We start from the raw sequence: 16,767 nt of genomic DNA on the forward strand, positions 1-16,767 counted from the left end.
GCAACGTGCTGAGACACGTCGATTTGGCGAAAGTGACTTGTTTTCCCGACGGGTCAACGCGCCAACCAAGCTCGGCACACGGCCCTCGGCATCACTTCGCGCCGCCGCAGTGTTAACCTGCGGCTTGCGATTTAGCGGCAACCGCCGGAGTCGCGGGCTTCTCAGCTTCGACCGGCTTGGCCACTTCCTCGGCAAACGCGAAAGTCAGCGTGATTTCTTCGGCGATGGCGGCTTTTTCCTGACCGACGCGAATCTGGCCTTCAAAAGTAGCGAGCGGGGATTTCAAGCGCTTCGGCTTGATGGACATGTTCAGCACGTCGCCCGGGCGGCATACGCGGTGGCAACGCACGCCTTCGCAGGACGTGAAGAAAATCGTGCGGTGATCGACGGTCTTGCCGGGTTCCCCGACTTGGCCTTCGAGCAGGAACAACACCGCGAGTTGGCCGAGCGCTTCCAGCATGATGGACGCAGGCAACACGGGGTTATCCTTGAAGTGACCTTGAAGGAAAAATTCCTGGCCGCTGATCTTGTATTTCGCACTCGCACCATGGGCGTTGACCGCAGCTTCGCCCAAGAAAAGGAACGGAGGCTGGATCGGCATTACGCTCATGATCTGCTCGATCGGGATAAATTTGGTCGGCTTCGGCAACGGCAGGCCGCGCACCTTGCACTCGATGAATGTCTTAACGTCACCCACCGTGCGGAGCAGGCGGAGTTCTTCGTTATTAATCGTCATCTGCAGCACATCTTCGATGAGGATAACGATTTCCATCATCGTGAGCGAATCGATACCCAGATCTTCAATGACGCGCAGGTCATCGTCCGCGTCTTTTAATTTACCGCGAAGATCCGGCTCCACGTAGCGCTCTAGGACTCCCAATACGATGGCCGGCAAGTGTTCCGTGTTGCCCGTCTTGCGAAATTGCGCAGCCGCTTCGTAAGTTGCTGCCGAGCAGCGCTTAAGTGATTCGCGGAGGTTAACATCGTCGTCCGCCGTGAAAGGCTTGAGCGGAAGACCGGGCGACGTATTTGCTGAGTGAGCCATTGTTGGAATGAGGTAAGGTCAGGCTTAAGAACCTGTAAACCCCAAAAAGTTGCCCAAAAATTGCGGGTTTGAGACCCTATTCGAGCTAGGCGGTTGACTTGAACGAGACCAAAGGGCCACATCCCCCTCTTCATTCCGAAGTGAAGCCCCTCGGCTTTCCTCACCCATTTGGGTTATGCCGCCAGCCGTCGACCAGACCATTTCCGATCAGCCTGCGTTAAAGCCCCTGATTCTTGTCACCCACGAATTTTTTCCGCATCGCGGCGGAATCGCGGTGTATGCCGCTGAAATGGCCAAAGCGGCTCAAGCCTGCGGTCACGACGTCGAAGTATGGGCGCCTGCGTTGCCTCCCGGTGTGGTCGAGCCCGCATGGTCATTTCGGATTAAGCGGCTGCCGCTTTCCGGAGATCACAGCCTCCAGAGCCAATGGCGGATGGCGCGCCATTTAAGGAAAAACCGCACGCGTCTACAGGAGGCCATTCTCTACATACCGGAACCCGGCCCGTTGCTGGCGCTGTTACTACTCCAGTTTTTCGACCGCCTGCATATTTCCAGTTTGGTCATCACGTTTCACGGATCCGAGATTCAGCGCCTCAGTGCCCGACGTTTTCTGCGCTGGAGCACCAAGCACATCCTCCACAAAGCGGCCCGCATCGGGGTCGTCAGTAAGTTTGCTGGTTCGCTCCTAGAAAAGCATTTCCCCGATTCCGCGGGCAAAATCGTGGTCACACCCGGCGCCCTGCGCACTGACCTCGCGATTCCTGAAACGGCCCGCGCCTCGAAACCGAGCCGCAAAAAAATCGTCCTTACCGTCGCACGGATCAACCCGCGCAAAGGCCAGCTGCAAGTCATCGAAGCCCTCAAACGCCTTCCCACCGCCCAACAAGCGTTGCTCGAATACTGGCTCGTCGGCAGCCACAGCAAGGACAACTACGACGTCGCCCTGCAAACCGCCGCGCAAGGCGCCAACTTTCCGGTTAAATTCCTCGGCGACATTCCTGACGACCAACTGGGCGACATCTACGCTCAAGCCGATCTCTTCGCCATGACCAGCATGCCGCACAAGCAAAGCGTGGAAGGTTTCGGCCTCGTTTATCTCGAAGCAGGTGCGCACGGCCTGCCGGTGATCGCGCACGATATCGGCGGCGTCGCCGAAGCCGTGGCGCACGGTGAAACCGGCTTGCTTGTCGCCCCTGGCGATCAATCCGCCCTCACTGCGGCTTTCGCGCGATTACTCGACGATCCTGCGCTCAGCCGGCAACTCGGCGCAGCCGGCCGCGTGCGCGCCGTCAGCCACACGTGGATCGCGGCGGCGCGAGCCCTGTTTGGACATCTTCCCGAAACGAAATCACCTTCTCCGTCATGATCGAATCGCGCACCCAGATCACCGTTCGCTACGCCGAGACCGACGCCATGGGCATCGTTTACCACGGCAATTATCTTCCGTGGTTCGAAGTCGGTCGCACCACGCTGCTCAAGGAACAGGGCCTACCCTACCGCGAACTTGAAGCCTCCGGTTATCAACTGCCCGTGATCGAACTCGGCACGAAATTCTTCAAGCCCGCGCTCTACGACGACACCGTCACGATTGTCACGCGCCTGCATGAGCGCCCGCTGCTGCGCGTCCGTCTCGATTACGAAGTGTTTCGCGGCGAAGAAAAACTCGTCAGCGGTTTCACGATTCACGCGTTTATCAACAAATCCGGTGAACCCGTGCGCCCGCCCGCATTGTTCGCCGAGAAAATGCGCGTTGCGTTCGGCGTTACTTCTTAAAACCCGCTGCTTCCATCCGGTAAACGCGCAGCACGTGCGCAGCGATTTCACGCAACGGGCGCTTGTCCGTTAAAATCAGGGTGCCCGTGCGCCGGTAAAGTTCTTCGCGTTGCGCATAGAGTTCGCGCACGCGTTTCTCGCGATCTTCCACTTCAAATAACGGACGGTGATGCGTGTGCATCGTGCGTTGCAGCACGGTTTCGATCGGAGCGTGCATGCAGATCACCACACCTCGCCCGCGCAACAGTTCCAGCATTCCAGGCTGCACCACCAAGCCGCCACCGCATGACACCACGCAGCCGCTTAACGGGTGCCCGTTCTCGATAAATTCGCGCTCCATCGCGCGAAACTTCGGCTCGCCATCCTCGGCAAAAATCTTCGACACCGCCTTGCCTTGCACGCGCTCAATCTCGTGATCGCTGTCCAGAAACTGCCAGCCCATCTGCTTGGCCAGCAGCCGTCCCACGGTGCTTTTGCCCGTGCCCATGAAGCCGACCAGATAAAGATTAACCGCCACCGAGTTCATTGCCGCTCCACCGAACACACGGCGCGCCACCGGCGCAAGCCTGCGACTTCGCCCTGTTCAAACCTCCACGAAAAATCCACGCTGCCTCCGCATGCCCGCCGACGCTCCGCACGATTTCTCTTTCGCCAGCGACAACACCGCCGGCATCACACCCGAATCGCTCGCCGCGATCACCGCCGCCAACGCGAGCTTCGTTTCCTCCTATGGCAACGACGACCTCACCACGCACGCGAAACAGCTGATCCGCGACGTGTTCGAAACCGATTGCGACGTCTTCTTCGTCTTCAACGGCACCGCCGCCAATGCGCTCGCACTTTCCGCCGCGTGCCGGAGTTACCACGGCATTTTCTGCCACGCGTCAGCGCACGTGGACAATGATGAGTGCGGCGCGCCGGAATTTTTCACGGGTGGCGCCAAAGTAATCCCGATCTCGCACGCCAGTGGAAAGCTCCAGCCCGGTGAGCTCGAACGCGCGATTCTGAAACGTCCCGACGTTCACTATTCAAAAGCCGGCGCGGTTTCCCTCACGCAATCCACAGAGTGGGGCAATGTTTACACACCCGCCGAAATCCGCCCAGTGAGCGACGTTGCCAAAAAACACGGCCTCTTCGTTCAAATGGATGGCGCACGCTTCGCCAATGCGACCGCCGCCCTCGCCTCGCGCGGCGCCACACCCGCCGATTTCACGTGGCGCGCCGGCGTCGATGTGCTGAGTTTCGGTGGCACTAAAAACGGCATGTTCGCGACTGAAGCCGTGGTTTTCTTTAACAAAACCCTCGCGCAAGATTTCGCCTACCGTGTGAAGCAAACTGCCCAACTCTCCTCAAAAATGCGCTTCGCCGCCGCGCAGTGGATCGGTGCGCTGGAGTCGGGCGCATGGCTGCGTCACGCGGCTCACGCCAACGCGCAAGCCCAGCGAGTCGCGACGGCGTTGCGCACGTTTCCGCAGGTAAAATTTATCACGGAGCCCGAAGTGAACGGCGTGTTTGTCGAGATGCCGAAAGCGGCCGCCGAAGCGCTGTGGGCGCGCGGCTGGCATTTCTATCGGTTCATTGGCGACGACGGTTATCGTTTGATGTGCTCATGGGCAACTTCACCCGCGACCGTGGATCGATTCATCGCAGACGCGCGCGCAGTGTTTTCCAATTCTGCCAAATAAAAACGCCTCGCTTGCGGCGAGGCGTCGAAAGTTTCGAGGAGTTCGAAAACTTAAAACTTACTTCTTGGCGGGCTCTTTCGGAGCGTCTTTTACGCTGATCAGTTCGACGTCGAAAACGAGCGTCGCACCCGGAGGAATCGAACGACCGTCGCCGCTATCGCCGTAAGCGAGGGACGGCGGAATGTAGATCTTGGCCTTGCTGCCGATGGCGACCTTTTGGAGACCTTCGACCAAGCCCGGCAACGCGCGTTGCGGATCGAGGAGGATTTCGACGGGCTCAACCGGGCCACCTTCCTCGCGCGGTTGCAGGGAAGAACCAAACGGCTGGCCGCTCACGAGCGAACCCGTGAAATGCAACGTCACGACCTGACCCGCTTTCGGCAATGCGCCGGAGCCCGCTTTCGTGATTTCGTAACGGAGCCCGCTGGGCAGTTCCACGACGCTCTTGTTTTCTTTAAGCTTCGTGAAGAAAGCCTGGCCTTCGCCCAAGTTGGCGTAGCGCAGCTTGACCATGAACGCTTCTTGTTTCTTGCCGAGATAGGCACCGAGTTCCGGCCCCATTTCTTGTTCATTAAACGTCGGCGTGCCGCTCATCGAGGCGACGAGGCCGCGAGCAACGGCTTCCACTTCGGCCTTGGAGAAATCGAGCTGACGCAGACCGACCTGCGCGGCGAGATACCAGCCGTAAGCTTCGGCGACTTGAGCATCGGAAAATTTGCGCGCCGGCGCGGCGGGAGCAGCGGCCGGTTGTGCAGCCGGAGCCGATTGCGCCGGTTGGCTGGCTTGCTTCGGAGCAGGAGTCGCAGCCGGAGCGGCTGCAGGAGCCGTGACACCCGGGACGTTAAATTTGACCGGTTCCTGCGCGGAAGCGGCAACCAGCAGGCTCATGCTAACGAGGCCTGCACCAACTTTGGACATGAATTTCATTGAGGGGGAGGAAGCCCGGTTGAGAAACGGCCCGGGCGGTTGTGCCGTTACAAACCGCCGGAAGTTGGCCTTCGCAGGCGAAAAATCAATCCCTTTGCCGGAGAAAGGTCGCTTCACGGGGCCAAAAGCGCGGGCTTGTCAGCGGATGGAAGCTGCCTAAACATCGCCAATCCCATGAATGAAAACCAATTCTGGCACAGCACCGACGGCCAGATTTTGACGGTCAAAAACACGGGCGGCGACCATGTCGCCCTCACCCTTGCCTTCTGGCCGCGTAATCCCGCTGAATTCGAGTTTCTCAAAGCGCACCTCGCCGAGCTGAAGTTCACCGAACGCAGTTCGCTCGCGCGCATCGGCATTGAAATGATTTTGAAAGGCGGACCCACCGTCGACGGCCATCGTCTCGTGCTTCACGTCGAGGCGTTTATCTACGACGCGAATTTCCCGAACGCGCCATATTGGAAAAAACTCCTGCGTCCCGGCACACCCGTCGGCCGGCTTTTCTACGCGCCCGTCGCGGCGAAATTGTCCACTGGCGAAATCTGGGAGGCGATCACGAGCAACGCGCTCAAGCTCCCCAACACGATCAGCATTGATTCGCGCGGCCGCGTATTTCTCACGCCGCACCAGGTGAATTACACCCTTTCGCACCGGCTCACGCGCGTAAACTTCGAACACATCGTCAGCGGCCACGCGGGACGCTCGTTCATCGACAAGGCGCAAGTTCGTCACGATGTCTCCCCGCTGACCATCCCGCCGCGCTCGGGCGTGCTGACGAGTTGCTCGATGTATTTGAAAGAGCACTTCGTCGTGCTCAATCAGGGCGAAGGCAATTTCGGTCTGCACACGAGCGCCATCCTGCTCGATCCGATCAAGACTTTCGGCACGAATATCATGCTGGAAATCTACAACACCGGCGACCAGCCCGTCGTGAATCCAATGGTGTCGGTCGACATTTTCCGCGCGCCGCCAATTGAAGATCCGGAGTTCAAAACGCTCACGCGCAAACGCGAACGTCTCCTCGCGACCGCGAGTTCGCTCTTCACCTGCCTCGATAAAAATCCCGCCGTCGAAACCAGCGAGCCGCACCCGAAAACAAAGATCATCGTTCGCGGCCAGAGCGCGACGATGGAAAATCGCGCCGTGCTCGTGCGCGCCAACGACGACTTGCGCAAATTCCTCGAAGAATCCTGCCCCGTCGGCAGCCGCACGATGATTCAAGCGCTCGAGTCGGCGCCGGCGGATGCCGACACGCTGATCGTGGATTATTTTCCGGACTTGCTCGAACACATCGAGTTGCTCACCCGCATTGGCGACATCCGCCTCAAGCGGATTATTTTCCGCTCCGCGTCGCGCACGCACGGTTATTTTCTCTCCAGCAACGCGCACGCCCGCCTCGACACGTTCAATTCCATCGGCGTGAAAGTCTATTGGTATGACGAGGTCACGAAAGATCTCTACGTCCACACCTACAAAAAAGGTCACGGCTTTTTCGTGCGTGAGGAAATGGGGCGGAAATTCCAGGAAGCCACTATCCTCGCTTTCTACGGTTCCGCGGTCGGCCTCGAACAAGTGGACACCGATCGCATCTCCGCGCTCGTGGACAAACTCACGACGTTCATGGGCTCGAATCTGGGCGTGCTGACCGGCGGCGGCGGCGGCGTCATGCGCCTCGCGACCGAGCAAGCCCGCACGAAAGGCGCGCTGACCGGCGCGTGTTTCCTCGAACTCGAAGCCCAACCGCCCGAACTCGGCGTGGATTTTTTCAACACCTTCCAGGAATCATCGCGTCACTTCCGCCAAAAATGGTTCGAGGCGGCGGATTTCTGTATCTTCAACGTCGGCGGCGTCGGCACGCTCGAAGAAATCGGCATCGAGATGTGCAACCTGAAACTCGGTATCCGTCCGCGGGTGCCGTATGTGTTTTTTAATTCGAAATTCTGGGGCCATCTTCGCGCTCAACTCGAAACGATGATCGCCACCAAACGCGCGCCCGCGTGGATCGCCGACTACGTCCTCTTCACCGACGACCCGGACGAAGTCATCAAATTCTATCGGAAAACCCTCCAGGTATTATGACGCTTGCGTCGTAACCGCTGCTTTACGCCGCGCTGACGCGCCTTCATCTCTCGCTCACTCGTGTCTTCTCCGCTTCCTAAAACAGTCCTCGTTGTCGGCTCCGGCGGACGCGAACACGCCCTCGTTAAATCGCTCGCGCTCTCGCCGGTGAAGCCGCGCATCCTCTGCGCGCCGGGCAACGCCGGCATCGCACAGGAAGCGAAGTGTTTTCCCGTGATGGTCGATGACGTAAACGGCCTGGTCGCCCTCGCCGATCAGGAACGCGTAGACTTCGTCGTTGTCGGCCCCGAAGTGCCATTGTCGCTCGGGCTCGTCGATAAGCTGAACAAAATCCGCATTCCCGCCTACGGCCCGAAAGCCGACGGCGCGCGCCTTGAAGCCTCGAAGATTTTCACGAAGCAGATTTTGCTGAAGCACCACATTCCGACCGCCGCGACGGGGATTTTCACCGAAGTCACACCTGCACTCGAGTATCTGCGCAAACGCGGCGCGCCCATCGTGATCAAAGCGGACGGTCTCGCCGCCGGCAAAGGCGTCGTGGTCGCGCAAAATCTCGCCGAGGCTGAAGCCGCGGTGCACGACATGCTCGCGGGAAATAAATTCGGCAAAGCCGGCAGCCAGATTCTCATCGAAGACTGTTTGGTCGGCGAAGAAACCTCGCTGCTCGTCGTCGTGTCGGGTCGCGACTACGTGATTTTGCCAACGTCACAGGATCACAAACGCATTGGCGACGGCGACACCGGCCCGAACACCGGCGGCATGGGCACTTACTCGCCCGCAGAAGTCGTCACGCCCGCGTTACTCGCCCGCATCGAACGCGAAATCGTTAAACCGTCCGTCGACGCCATCGCGAACGAAGGCATCGAGTTTCGCGGCACACTTTTCATCGGCATCATGCTCACGCCGGACGGCCCGAGCGTGCTCGAATACAACACGCGCTTCGGCGATCCGGAAACTCAAGTGGTGCTGCCGCGCATCGGTTCTGACGTGCTCGAACTTTTGTGGAAAGCGGCCCGCGGCGAACTGCGCGAATACCGGCTCGAAACCAAACGCGATTACGCCGTCTGCGTGGTCGTCGCCGCGAAAGGTTATCCTGAGCAATATCCGAAGGGTGACGTCATCGTTTTCCCGGATCACTTGCCGTCCTCGACGACAATTATCCACGCCGGCACCGCGAAAAACGGCGCCGGGCAAATCGTGACCAACGGCGGCCGCGTGCTCGGTGTCACTGCGCTCGGCGCGACGCTACGTGAGGCCGCCGATTCCGCGTATGCGGCGTGCGACGCGATCAAGTGCGACTCAAAATATTTCCGCCGCGACATCGGCGCCCGCCAGTTCAATCGCCAATGAGAAAGCTCCGCGCGCTCGCCCTCGTCTTCGTCGCGACCCTCGGCATCTTCGCCCGTGCGGCAACCCCGGTCGATCTCGGGCAAGGCTTGGGTTATGTGCGGATTCACTCGCTCGGTGACGACACCGCCGCGCTTACCGCATCCACGGCCAAAGCGATCGTGATCGATCTTCGTCACGCCACGGCCAGCGATGAAACCGTCGTTCTTTTTGCTGCTGCGCTGGAAAGCCGCGCGACTAGCGCCCAGATTTTTATCCTCGTCAGCCCGTCTACCCCGCGCGCACTCGCCAAAACGATCGAAGCGCTTTCCGCAAAAGTTCTCACGCTCGGCACCGAAAAGGCGCGGCCTTCGCCGAAAGTCGTGGTCGAAACTGAAGCCACCGCCGACCGCGCCGCCTATGACGCATTTGAAACCGGCACCCCGCTCGAAAAACTGATCAACGGCAAAATCGATAAAGTCCGTTACGACGAAGCGACGCTTGTGCAGGAATTCAAAACCGGCCACATTGCCGAAGACCCTGCCGAACCGGTCACGCCGCCCGCGCCCGATACCAAGTCGAAAACGAGCGAAGCGAAAAAAGAGGAAACCAAACCTGTCAGCGTCGAGCTGGATCGCGTGCTGCAACGCGCCATTCATCTGCACCGCGCGCTAAGTGCGTTGCGCTAGGATTGAAGGTTTCGGCGACGCACGCGCCGTAATTTGACCGATTAACTTTTTCGCGCAGCGTGTTTCAGCCTTTCGCTTCGCGCATAAAGGTTTCAGCTTAACACTCGTTCATGCCCAAGCCCGGCCACATTCTCATTCTTTGCACCGCGAACATCTGCCGCAGTCCGATGGCGGAAGGCCTATTGCGCCACGCCCTTTCGGCGCAAGCAGAGCCGTTGAAATCGCTTCAAGTCATTTCCGCCGGGGTGGCCGCGCGTGACGGTGATCGCGTTTCCGAAAACTCCGTCATCGCGCTGAAGAAAACCGGCATCGATATCAGCGCCAGCCGCAGCCGGGGCGTCACCCAAGAAATGCTCGACGGTGCCGTGGTAGTATTCGGCATGACCGAATCGCATCGCGCGATGATTCAAGCCCGGGCAAATCCGGTCCCGAAACATCTGTATCTTTTCCGCGAGTTCCTGCCCTCGTCGTTCGAGCATGAAATCAGCGATCCTTACGGTGGCCCCTTGAAACTCTACGAATCCTGCCGTGATGAGATGGTCGAGGCGATCCCCGGCATCATGGATTTCCTGCGTAAAAACGTAAAGTAAGGCCGCTGTGCCGGGCCGTGACACACTCACGGCGGATTTCGGGTTGCGGATTGCCCGTGAGAGGGCTGGCTTGGGGGCAACTTTTCGCTCATTCCTTCGCGCAACCCATCCACGCTAATATGTCCTTAAACGCCACGCCGCTCCAGCAACTCGATCCCGCCGTTTACGCCGCCATCGCGAGCGAATTCGGCCGCCAACAGAGCCACATCGAGCTCATCGCTTCGGAAAACTTCACGTATCCCGCCGTGATGACGGCGCAAGGCAGCGTGCTGACCAATAAATACGCCGAAGGTTATCCCGCGAAACGCTGGTATGGCGGCTGCGAATACGTCGACGTCGTCGAAAACCTCGCCATCGAGCGCGCGAAGCAGCTTTTCAATGCCGAGCACGCCAACGTGCAACCGCACTCGGGCTCGCAAGCGAACTTCGCCGTTTACACCGCGGTGCTCCAACCGGGCGACAAAATCCTCGGCATGAACCTCAGCCACGGCGGTCACCTGACCCACGGCAATCCGGCGAATTTCTCCGGCAAACTCTATCAATTCGTCCAATACGGCGTGCGCGAAGACAACGGCCTCATCGACTACGACGAACTCGCCGCCGTCGCCGAACGCGAAAAACCGAAAATGATTACGGTCGGTGCGTCGGCTTATTCGCGCGTGATCGATTTCGCGCGCATGGGCGAGATCGCCCGCTCGGTTGGCGCGCTGCTGTTTGCCGACATCGCGCACATCGCCGGTCTCGTCGCGTCGGGCCACCATCCCTCGCCTTTCCCGCACGCGGATTTTGTCACGACCACGACGCACAAAACACTGCGCGGCCCGCGTGGCGGTCTCACGATGTGCAAAGCGGCGCACGCCAAAGCCATCGACTCCGCCGTGTTTCCTGGCGGCCAAGGCGGCCCGCTCATGCACGTCATTGCCGCGAAAGCGGTGTGCTTCGGCGAGTGCTTGAAGCCGGAATTCAAAAACTATTCCGAACAGGTCATCAAAAACGCGCGCGCCCTCGCTGCGGCGATGAGCAAGCGCGGCTACAAAATCAATTCCGGCGGCACCGACAATCACCTGATGCTCGTCGATCTCCGCGGCAAACTCCCGAATCTCACCGGCAAAGTCGCCCAAGAGACGCTCGATAAGGCCAACATCACGTGCAATAAAAACACCGTGCCGTTCGAAACGCGTTCGCCGTTCCAAGCCTCGGGCATTCGCCTCGGCACGCCCGCGATGACGACACGCGGTTTCAAGGAAGCCGAGATGGAAACCATCGCCGAACTCATCGACGGCGTGCTCGTTGCCATCGGCACCGAAAACGAAGCCGCCGTGCTCGCGGCGACGAAACAAAAAGTCGTCGCGCTCACGAGCAAGTTTCCTCTTCCATATACGTTGTAAGGTAGGGCCCGACCTCCGGGCGGGCCGTTTCCTAGAATATTTAAACCCGGCCCGCTCGGAGATCGGGCCCTACCATGCGTCTGGATCGACTAAAATCCTTCGCCCTCTCCCTGACTCACACGACTTGGGTGAAGCAGTGGGGCGAATGTCTCGTCTACAAAGTCGCGGACAAAATGTTTCTGATCATCGCGCTCGAAGGCGAAGTGATCGACGGCGTGGTGGTCAAATGCACGCCGGAAGAATTTGATGAACTCACCGAGATCGACGGCATCACGCAGGCCCCTTATTTCGCGAAACGTCATTGGGTAAAAGTCGCCGACCTGGAGGCGCTTTCTGAAAAACTGCTGCACGCGCGCATCCAGCGCAGTTACGATCTGGTTTTTGCGAAGCTGCCCAAGAAAACACAGGCCGCACTTCGTTCAAAAATTTGAGGAGAAAGAGGCTTTGCGCCCACGTCGCGTTCTATCAGCGTTGAATGCAGTCTCTTTAGTGAACTCGTCCGCTCTACACTCCCACCGCTCCCTTTCGCGCCCTATCCTGCTCCGCAAGGATTTCATCCTCACGCTGGTCGCGCTGGCGGTGATTTTGTTTATTTCCGGATGCTCCAGTTCGCCGTTTCAATCGCAGAATCGCGGCCTGATCGAACCGAGCGGCACGGTGATTCCCGCGAAGATCCTTTCGAACTTCTTCCTCATCGAAACGAAATGGGACGACGGCCGCACGTATCGTTTCCTCGTCGACACCGGTTCGAGCACCTCGCTCGTCTCGCCGGAAATCGCCAAAAAATTCGGCATGAAGCCGCGCAAAGGTGAACTCGCCGCCAAGATCCGCGTGCGCTCCGCCGCCGGTCAGGACATCGAACTGGAGTCCGTTTTGTTGCGACGCGTGCGGCTGGGCGATTCGACTTTCAACCGAGTCGCCGCGGTGATTTTTGACTGCTCAGAAGTCTCCAATCATCTCGGCGTAACGATCGATGGCATTTTGGGCTTTCCGCTGTTTCGCGACTCGCTGCTCACACTCGATTATCCCAACAAGCGTCTCATCCTTGCGCCCTATCCTGCGGCATTCGCACCGTTGCCGAAGCAAACCGCGCGGGTCTCGACAATCGCGTTTAACGACGAGCAAAACCGCCCGATGATCCCGCTGCAGATGGGCAACGAATCTTTCATGGCCCTCATCGATTCCGGCAGCGACGGCAGCCTGAATTTAAATCCCGTCGGCCTGCATCCCCAATTCGCCAACGGCCCGCGCGTCGGCACTTTGATTTCCTCTTTGCGCGGCAACCAACGCCAGCTCACCGGTCGCCTGAATCAAACCGTGCTCATCGGCACGCATGCGGTCGACCAACCGATCGTCGATCTCACCGAACAACTCTCGTCGATCGGCGGCGAGTTTCTCCGGCATTTCGCAGTGACCTTCGACCAACGGCGGCGTCAGGTCACTTTCACGCGCACAGGCGACGGCACGATCACGATGGAGCCACGCCGCAGTGCGGGCATCTCGTTTTCCCGCGCCGATGTTTATTGGCGCGTGTTGAGCGTCATCCCCGATACACCGACCGCCCAACTCCCCGTGCACGCCGGCGATCTTTGCGTGCGCATCAACGGCGAACTGGTCGAGAAATGGACGTTCGAACGTTACGCCGAGTTGCTGAAGACCGCGCCAAAAGTCACCTTCACGTTCGTCAACGGCGCGAAGGAAACCGATCTCGAGATTCCAGTCTTCGAGTTGGTGCCGTGAGGTAGAGAGGTAGGGCCTGACCTCCGGGCAGGCCGATGCGATAACAACCCCTAGCGGCCCGCTCGGAGAGCGGGCCCCACTCAGCAACATTCTCGCTCACCCGTTCCGCTTGAGCAAAAACGCCCCTGCGCCGTCGTGGCCGTCTTTCCACGGGTAGGCCTGAACGCTTTTTTCCAATTCAAACGGCCCACCGGCGCGGCTGTCGAAAAAGGCTTTGAGCACCTGCTCGTTTTCCTGCGCGTCGACGCTGCACGTGCTGTAAACAAGGCGACCGCCCGGATGCACCAGTCGCGCCGCCGCGTGGAGCAGTTCGAGTTGCTGTTCGGCATGCCGCGCGAAATCGCCGTCCTGCAGACGCCATTTCACATCAATGCGGTGGCGCATCACGCCGGTGTTCGAGCAGGGGGCGTCGACGAGCACCGCGTCGTAACTCTCGGGCAAATTCAAGTTGCGATAGAAAACCGTGTTCACTTTGCGCAAGTCAGCCTGCACGAGCGCGACGTCCACGCCTGCGGGAGCACGCGCGAGATTTTCCTTCAAACGCACGAGGCGAATATCGCTTTTCCCGGGCGCCACTGGTTCATCGAGCGCAATGATGCGGCCGGTCTGCATGCGATCAGCGATGAACAAACTTTTCCCACCGGGCGCGGCGCACGCATCGAGAATCACTTCGCCCGGTTGCGGCGCGAGCAAGTCGATGCACAAGCGCGTCGACGGATCCTGCACATAGAGCGCGCCCTCGCCCGCGAGGCGGCGCACTTCGTCCCATTTGCCCGCCGTGACTTCGTAAAAATACGACCATTGCGTCGGCGTTAGAAACTCCGGCACGGCTTCGTCGACCTTGCGCCAGCGCACATAAACGGGCGCGGGCTGCTGGTTCCATTCGAGAAGCTTGCGCGTCGTTTCGGCGCCAAATTGCAGATTCCAGCGCGCGACCAGCCACTCTGGATGCGCAAACTCCGTCGCGAGATCCGGCGGCGTCTCGGCGAGCTTGGCGGCCATTTTACGCATCACGGCGTTCACGAGCCCGGCTTCCTTGGCACTGGCGACGGTTTTGGCTTTTTCGACCGCATGATGGATGACCTTGGCGACGGAATCTTTGCCCCCTTCCAACAGCTCGAAACCAGCGATCATCAGCACGGCTTTCACCTTGGTGCGTGGCGGGCGCGACATCAGGCCGGCCAAGGCCCATTCCAGGCGCGTCGCCCAGCGCACGACACCGTAAAAAAGCTGCTGCGCGCGTGCGCGTTCCTGCCCCGTGAGCCCTTTTGGAAGTCCTTCCAGCAAAGCGTCCACGCGCTCGGCCCGGGCCAGCCAGCGTTCCGCCAAACCGACGGCGGCTTCCCAGCCTCCGAAAGCGTGTTTTGGCGAGGCTCCGCCCGTTTCTAAACCCTGTTTGACATCGTGCTGCATTGTGCCCTCTACTAATCGGTTCACCGACTCTTTACGCAATTATGAATTCTGAAGCTATCTCCGCGGTCCTCGCCAAACACTCCGCCCTCAAAGCGTCCAAAGCCAAGTTAGAGGCCATGGAACCGGGTGCTTACGTCGTCCACCGCAGCTGGGGATTCGGCCAAATCAAGAGCTACGACGAGGCCAACCAGAAGCTGATCATCGATTTCAAGACCAAGAAAGGTCACTCCATGGATCCGGCGTTCTGCGTCGGCAGCATGGATGTCCTCCCGGCCAAACATATTCTCGCCCGCAAGGAAACCGACACCGCCAAGGTCGCCGACCTCGTCGAAAACGACCCGGTGCAACTCGTCATCGACACCCTTTCCGCCTACCCGGGCAAAGCCGCCAGCGCGATCGAGCTCGAAATCGTCCTCGCCCAAGTCGTCGGCGAAGAAAAATTCAAGAAGTGGTTCTCCAGCCTTAAGAAACTGCTGGTCAAAGACCCGCGCGTCGGCGTCCCGGTCAAGAAGACGGAAGCTTACATCGTCCGCGACGAACCGGTTTCCGCTGAAACCGAGATCATGGAGGAATTCTCCAACACGCGCTCAGCCCGCCGCCGCATCTCGCTCGCCGAAGATCTCCTCGCCGCTTCCATCAAGGAAGAATCGAAACAAGCCCTCGGCCAAGTCCTCGCCGGCATCACGGAATCCGTCCGCGACAGCAATCAGATCGACCCCTCCGAGCGTCTGTATGGAGCTTTCGTCCGCGACGAACTCGCCAAGATCCTCGGCCACGCCGCTCCGTCCGCTCCGAGCCAGTCCGACCTCATCAAGGAAGTCCGCGGTCTCTCCGGCATCGCCGAGAAAATCCCGGTTCACTTCCAATCCAAGTTTCTCGATCTCGTCAAAGAGACGCACCCGCTCGAGTGGCGCGAAATCGTTTTCGCTCTCCTCAAGACTTCCCAAGGCAAGTTCACGACCGAGTGCATTAATTTCCTCATGGAAAACGGCGAGGCCGCCGAGCTCGCCGCCACGCTCAACCGCTGGAAGAGCGAACAAAATCTGCGAGCGCCGGTGCTCCTCTGGATCATCAAGAATCGCCACTCGAAGAAATTCGGCAAGCTGCTCAACGATCTCGTCACGCCTCGCCTCCTCGGCGCGATTTTCTTCGCGATCGATTACGAAGCGCTGCAATCCGCCGGCACCCGCCGCATCCCGCTCGGCGAAGCGCTCAGCGACGACGCCGATTTGATCTCCGACTTGCTCGCCGCCGCCGACACCGAGACCGCGCGCGATCTCGGCAACGCCCTGCTGCTCAACCAAGGCTTCGAAGAGCTCACCAAAAAATCGCTCCTCGCCCGCTTCATTAAACTTTTCCCGTCGCTCCAGTCGCTCGTCTCCGGCGAGTCCGACACGAAGGACGAACAGTTCCTCGTTTCGCGCGACAGCTACGAAAAGAAACGCGTCGAATACGAAGAAATCGTCTCGAAGCGCATCCCCGACAACTCCAAGGCGATCTCCGTCGCTCGCGAACACGGCGATCTCAAGGAAAACTCCGAGTTCAAGATGGCGAAACAAGATCAGTCCGTGCTCATGGGCCAGAAAGCCCAGCTCGAACGCGATCTCGCCCGCGCCCGCATCACCGACTTCACCGAAGCCACGACCGAACAAGTCAGCGTCGGCACCATCGTCGATTTGCGCGACGTCGCCACCGGCAAAGCCGTTCGCTACACCGTCCTCGGCGCGTGGGACAGCGATCCGGAAGCTCACCGCATCGCCTACAAGACCCCACTCGGCCAGGCGCTCATGGGCAAAAAAATCGGCGAACACGTGAAGCTCAAGATCGCCGGCGTGCAGCACGAATACCAACTCGCGGGTATCAACCGCTACGCCGACGCGAAGTAAGCTTCGTCTCCGAAAGTTCATTTTCAAAGCCGCGCAGCCATGCGCGGCTTTTTTATTGGCCACCGGCAACCCAGCAAAGGCCGGCACACGAATTACACCAATTTCCACGAACACGAAGCGAAGGAGAGCGGCTCGCCCATTCGTGGAATTCGTGCGATTCGTTTCTCCTTTGATTGGCTCGATTCGCAGCGGTTGCTTGCGCTGTGGCCTCGCGCCGCCTAGATCT

At 59.5% G+C, this 16,767-nt stretch carries 16 protein-coding genes; 12 read left to right on the forward strand and 4 right to left on the reverse strand.

Annotated elements, in window-relative coordinates:
- Positions 1–112 precede the first annotated feature (112 nt).
- The gene (locus ACRRQW_RS02030; RefSeq protein ID WP_438479583.1) at positions 113–1,045 is read right to left on the reverse strand and encodes a phosphopantetheine-binding protein; all 933 of its coding nucleotides are present in this window, start codon (positions 1,043–1,045) and stop codon (positions 113–115) included.
- A gap of 175 nt (positions 1,046–1,220) precedes the next feature.
- Here ACRRQW_RS02030 and ACRRQW_RS02035 point away from each other — a divergent pair, with 175 nt between their 5' ends.
- Both ACRRQW_RS02035 and ACRRQW_RS02040 read left to right on the forward strand, forming a co-directional pair.
- A complete protein-coding gene (locus tag ACRRQW_RS02035) occupies positions 1,221–2,411 on the forward strand; it encodes a glycosyltransferase family 4 protein (RefSeq protein WP_438479584.1) in 1,191 nt (396 codons plus the stop codon).
- Positions 2,408–2,818 carry an acyl-CoA thioesterase gene (locus ACRRQW_RS02040; RefSeq protein WP_438479585.1) on the forward strand — a complete coding sequence of 137 codons (411 nt, stop codon included), beginning with the start codon at positions 2,408–2,410 and terminating at the stop codon, positions 2,816–2,818. The genes ACRRQW_RS02035 and ACRRQW_RS02040 overlap by 4 nt, the downstream gene beginning before the upstream one ends.
- On the opposite strand, the gene ACRRQW_RS02045 is transcribed toward ACRRQW_RS02040, so the two are convergent.
- Complete coding sequence (locus ACRRQW_RS02045; RefSeq protein WP_438479586.1) at positions 2,808–3,344, reverse strand: shikimate kinase; 537 nt, start codon at positions 3,342–3,344, stop codon at positions 2,808–2,810. The genes ACRRQW_RS02040 and ACRRQW_RS02045 overlap by 11 nt on opposite strands.
- A gap of 91 nt (positions 3,345–3,435) precedes the next feature.
- On the opposite strand from ACRRQW_RS02045, the gene ACRRQW_RS02050 reads away from it, so the two are divergent.
- Positions 3,436–4,503, forward strand: a complete 1,068-nt coding sequence (locus ACRRQW_RS02050; RefSeq protein ID WP_438479587.1) for a threonine aldolase family protein — start codon at positions 3,436–3,438, stop codon at positions 4,501–4,503.
- A 57-nt stretch (positions 4,504–4,560) separates the two neighbouring features.
- On the opposite strand, the gene ACRRQW_RS02055 is transcribed toward ACRRQW_RS02050, so the two are convergent.
- The gene (locus ACRRQW_RS02055; RefSeq protein ID WP_438479588.1) at positions 4,561–5,430 is read right to left on the reverse strand and encodes an FKBP-type peptidyl-prolyl cis-trans isomerase; all 870 of its coding nucleotides are present in this window, start codon (positions 5,428–5,430) and stop codon (positions 4,561–4,563) included.
- A gap of 174 nt (positions 5,431–5,604) precedes the next feature.
- On the opposite strand from ACRRQW_RS02055, the gene ACRRQW_RS02060 reads away from it, so the two are divergent.
- The 7 genes from ACRRQW_RS02060 to ACRRQW_RS02090 all read left to right on the forward strand — a co-directional run bounded on the left by ACRRQW_RS02060 (position 5,605) and on the right by ACRRQW_RS02090 (position 13,242).
- Complete coding sequence (locus tag ACRRQW_RS02060) at positions 5,605–7,509, forward strand: LOG family protein (RefSeq protein WP_438479589.1); 1,905 nt, start codon at positions 5,605–5,607, stop codon at positions 7,507–7,509.
- A gap of 60 nt (positions 7,510–7,569) precedes the next feature.
- Positions 7,570–8,859, forward strand: a complete 1,290-nt coding sequence (gene purD / locus ACRRQW_RS02065) for a phosphoribosylamine--glycine ligase (protein ID WP_438479590.1) — start codon at positions 7,570–7,572, stop codon at positions 8,857–8,859.
- The gene (locus tag ACRRQW_RS02070) at positions 8,856–9,524 is read left to right on the forward strand and encodes a hypothetical protein (RefSeq protein WP_438479591.1); all 669 of its coding nucleotides are present in this window, start codon (positions 8,856–8,858) and stop codon (positions 9,522–9,524) included. The genes purD and ACRRQW_RS02070 overlap by 4 nt, the downstream gene beginning before the upstream one ends.
- 110 nt (positions 9,525–9,634) lie before the next feature.
- Positions 9,635–10,114, forward strand: coding sequence for a low molecular weight protein arginine phosphatase (locus ACRRQW_RS02075; protein ID WP_438479592.1), 480 nt, complete (start codon positions 9,635–9,637; stop codon positions 10,112–10,114).
- A 119-nt stretch (positions 10,115–10,233) separates the two neighbouring features.
- Positions 10,234–11,502 (forward strand): serine hydroxymethyltransferase, encoded by a 1,269-nt coding sequence (glyA, locus tag ACRRQW_RS02080; RefSeq protein ID WP_438479593.1) that lies wholly within the window; start codon positions 10,234–10,236, stop codon positions 11,500–11,502.
- A gap of 74 nt (positions 11,503–11,576) precedes the next feature.
- Positions 11,577–11,933 (forward strand): MmcQ/YjbR family DNA-binding protein, encoded by a 357-nt coding sequence (locus ACRRQW_RS02085; RefSeq protein WP_438479594.1) that lies wholly within the window; start codon positions 11,577–11,579, stop codon positions 11,931–11,933.
- A gap of 58 nt (positions 11,934–11,991) precedes the next feature.
- Positions 11,992–13,242 carry an aspartyl protease family protein gene (locus ACRRQW_RS02090; protein ID WP_438479595.1) on the forward strand — a complete coding sequence of 417 codons (1,251 nt, stop codon included), beginning with the start codon at positions 11,992–11,994 and terminating at the stop codon, positions 13,240–13,242.
- 96 nt (positions 13,243–13,338) lie between these two features.
- On the opposite strand, the gene ACRRQW_RS02095 is transcribed toward ACRRQW_RS02090, so the two are convergent.
- Positions 13,339–14,655: an RsmB/NOP family class I SAM-dependent RNA methyltransferase gene (locus ACRRQW_RS02095; protein ID WP_438479596.1), complete on the reverse strand. Its 1,317-nt coding sequence runs from the start codon at positions 14,653–14,655 to the stop codon at positions 13,339–13,341.
- Between the two features lie 41 nt (positions 14,656–14,696).
- Between ACRRQW_RS02095 and ACRRQW_RS02100 the strand changes: the two genes are divergently transcribed.
- Entirely contained in the window at positions 14,697–16,541 is a 1,845-nt protein-coding gene (locus tag ACRRQW_RS02100; protein ID WP_438479597.1) for a GreA/GreB family elongation factor, read from the forward strand.
- A 39-nt stretch (positions 16,542–16,580) separates the two neighbouring features.
- Positions 16,581–16,763 (forward strand): hypothetical protein, encoded by a 183-nt coding sequence (locus tag ACRRQW_RS02105; RefSeq protein WP_438479598.1) that lies wholly within the window; start codon positions 16,581–16,583, stop codon positions 16,761–16,763.
- Positions 16,764–16,767: the final 4 nt, after the last annotated feature.

The organism is Oleiharenicola lentus (genome assembly GCF_051660365.1).
Taxonomy (GTDB): Bacteria; Verrucomicrobiota; Verrucomicrobiia; order Opitutales; family Opitutaceae; genus Lacunisphaera; species Lacunisphaera lenta_A.

Excerpts from the sequence above, each read along its gene's own strand:
- ACRRQW_RS02050 (WP_438479587.1), top strand. The coding sequence starts at position 3,436 with ATGCCCGCCGACGCTCCGCACGATTTCTCTTTCGCCAGCGACAACACC.
- ACRRQW_RS02070 (WP_438479591.1), top strand. The coding sequence starts at position 8,856 with ATGAGAAAGCTCCGCGCGCTCGCCCTCGTCTTCGTCGCGACCCTCGGC.
- ACRRQW_RS02060 (WP_438479589.1), top strand. The coding sequence starts at position 5,605 with ATGAATGAAAACCAATTCTGGCACAGCACCGACGGCCAGATTTTGACG.
- ACRRQW_RS02055 (WP_438479588.1), bottom strand. The coding sequence starts at position 5,430 with ATGAAATTCATGTCCAAAGTTGGTGCAGGCCTCGTTAGCATGAGCCTG.
- ACRRQW_RS02095 (WP_438479596.1), bottom strand. The coding sequence starts at position 14,655 with ATGCAGCACGATGTCAAACAGGGTTTAGAAACGGGCGGAGCCTCGCCA.
- glyA (WP_438479593.1), top strand. The coding sequence starts at position 10,234 with ATGTCCTTAAACGCCACGCCGCTCCAGCAACTCGATCCCGCCGTTTAC.
- ACRRQW_RS02105 (WP_438479598.1), top strand. The coding sequence starts at position 16,581 with ATGCGCGGCTTTTTTATTGGCCACCGGCAACCCAGCAAAGGCCGGCAC.
- ACRRQW_RS02085 (WP_438479594.1), top strand. The coding sequence starts at position 11,577 with ATGCGTCTGGATCGACTAAAATCCTTCGCCCTCTCCCTGACTCACACG.
- ACRRQW_RS02035 (WP_438479584.1), top strand. The coding sequence starts at position 1,221 with ATGCCGCCAGCCGTCGACCAGACCATTTCCGATCAGCCTGCGTTAAAG.
- ACRRQW_RS02045 (WP_438479586.1), bottom strand. The coding sequence starts at position 3,344 with ATGAACTCGGTGGCGGTTAATCTTTATCTGGTCGGCTTCATGGGCACG.
- ACRRQW_RS02100 (WP_438479597.1), top strand. The coding sequence starts at position 14,697 with ATGAATTCTGAAGCTATCTCCGCGGTCCTCGCCAAACACTCCGCCCTC.
- ACRRQW_RS02030 (WP_438479583.1), bottom strand. The coding sequence starts at position 1,045 with ATGGCTCACTCAGCAAATACGTCGCCCGGTCTTCCGCTCAAGCCTTTC.
- ACRRQW_RS02040 (WP_438479585.1), top strand. The coding sequence starts at position 2,408 with ATGATCGAATCGCGCACCCAGATCACCGTTCGCTACGCCGAGACCGAC.
- ACRRQW_RS02075 (WP_438479592.1), top strand. The coding sequence starts at position 9,635 with ATGCCCAAGCCCGGCCACATTCTCATTCTTTGCACCGCGAACATCTGC.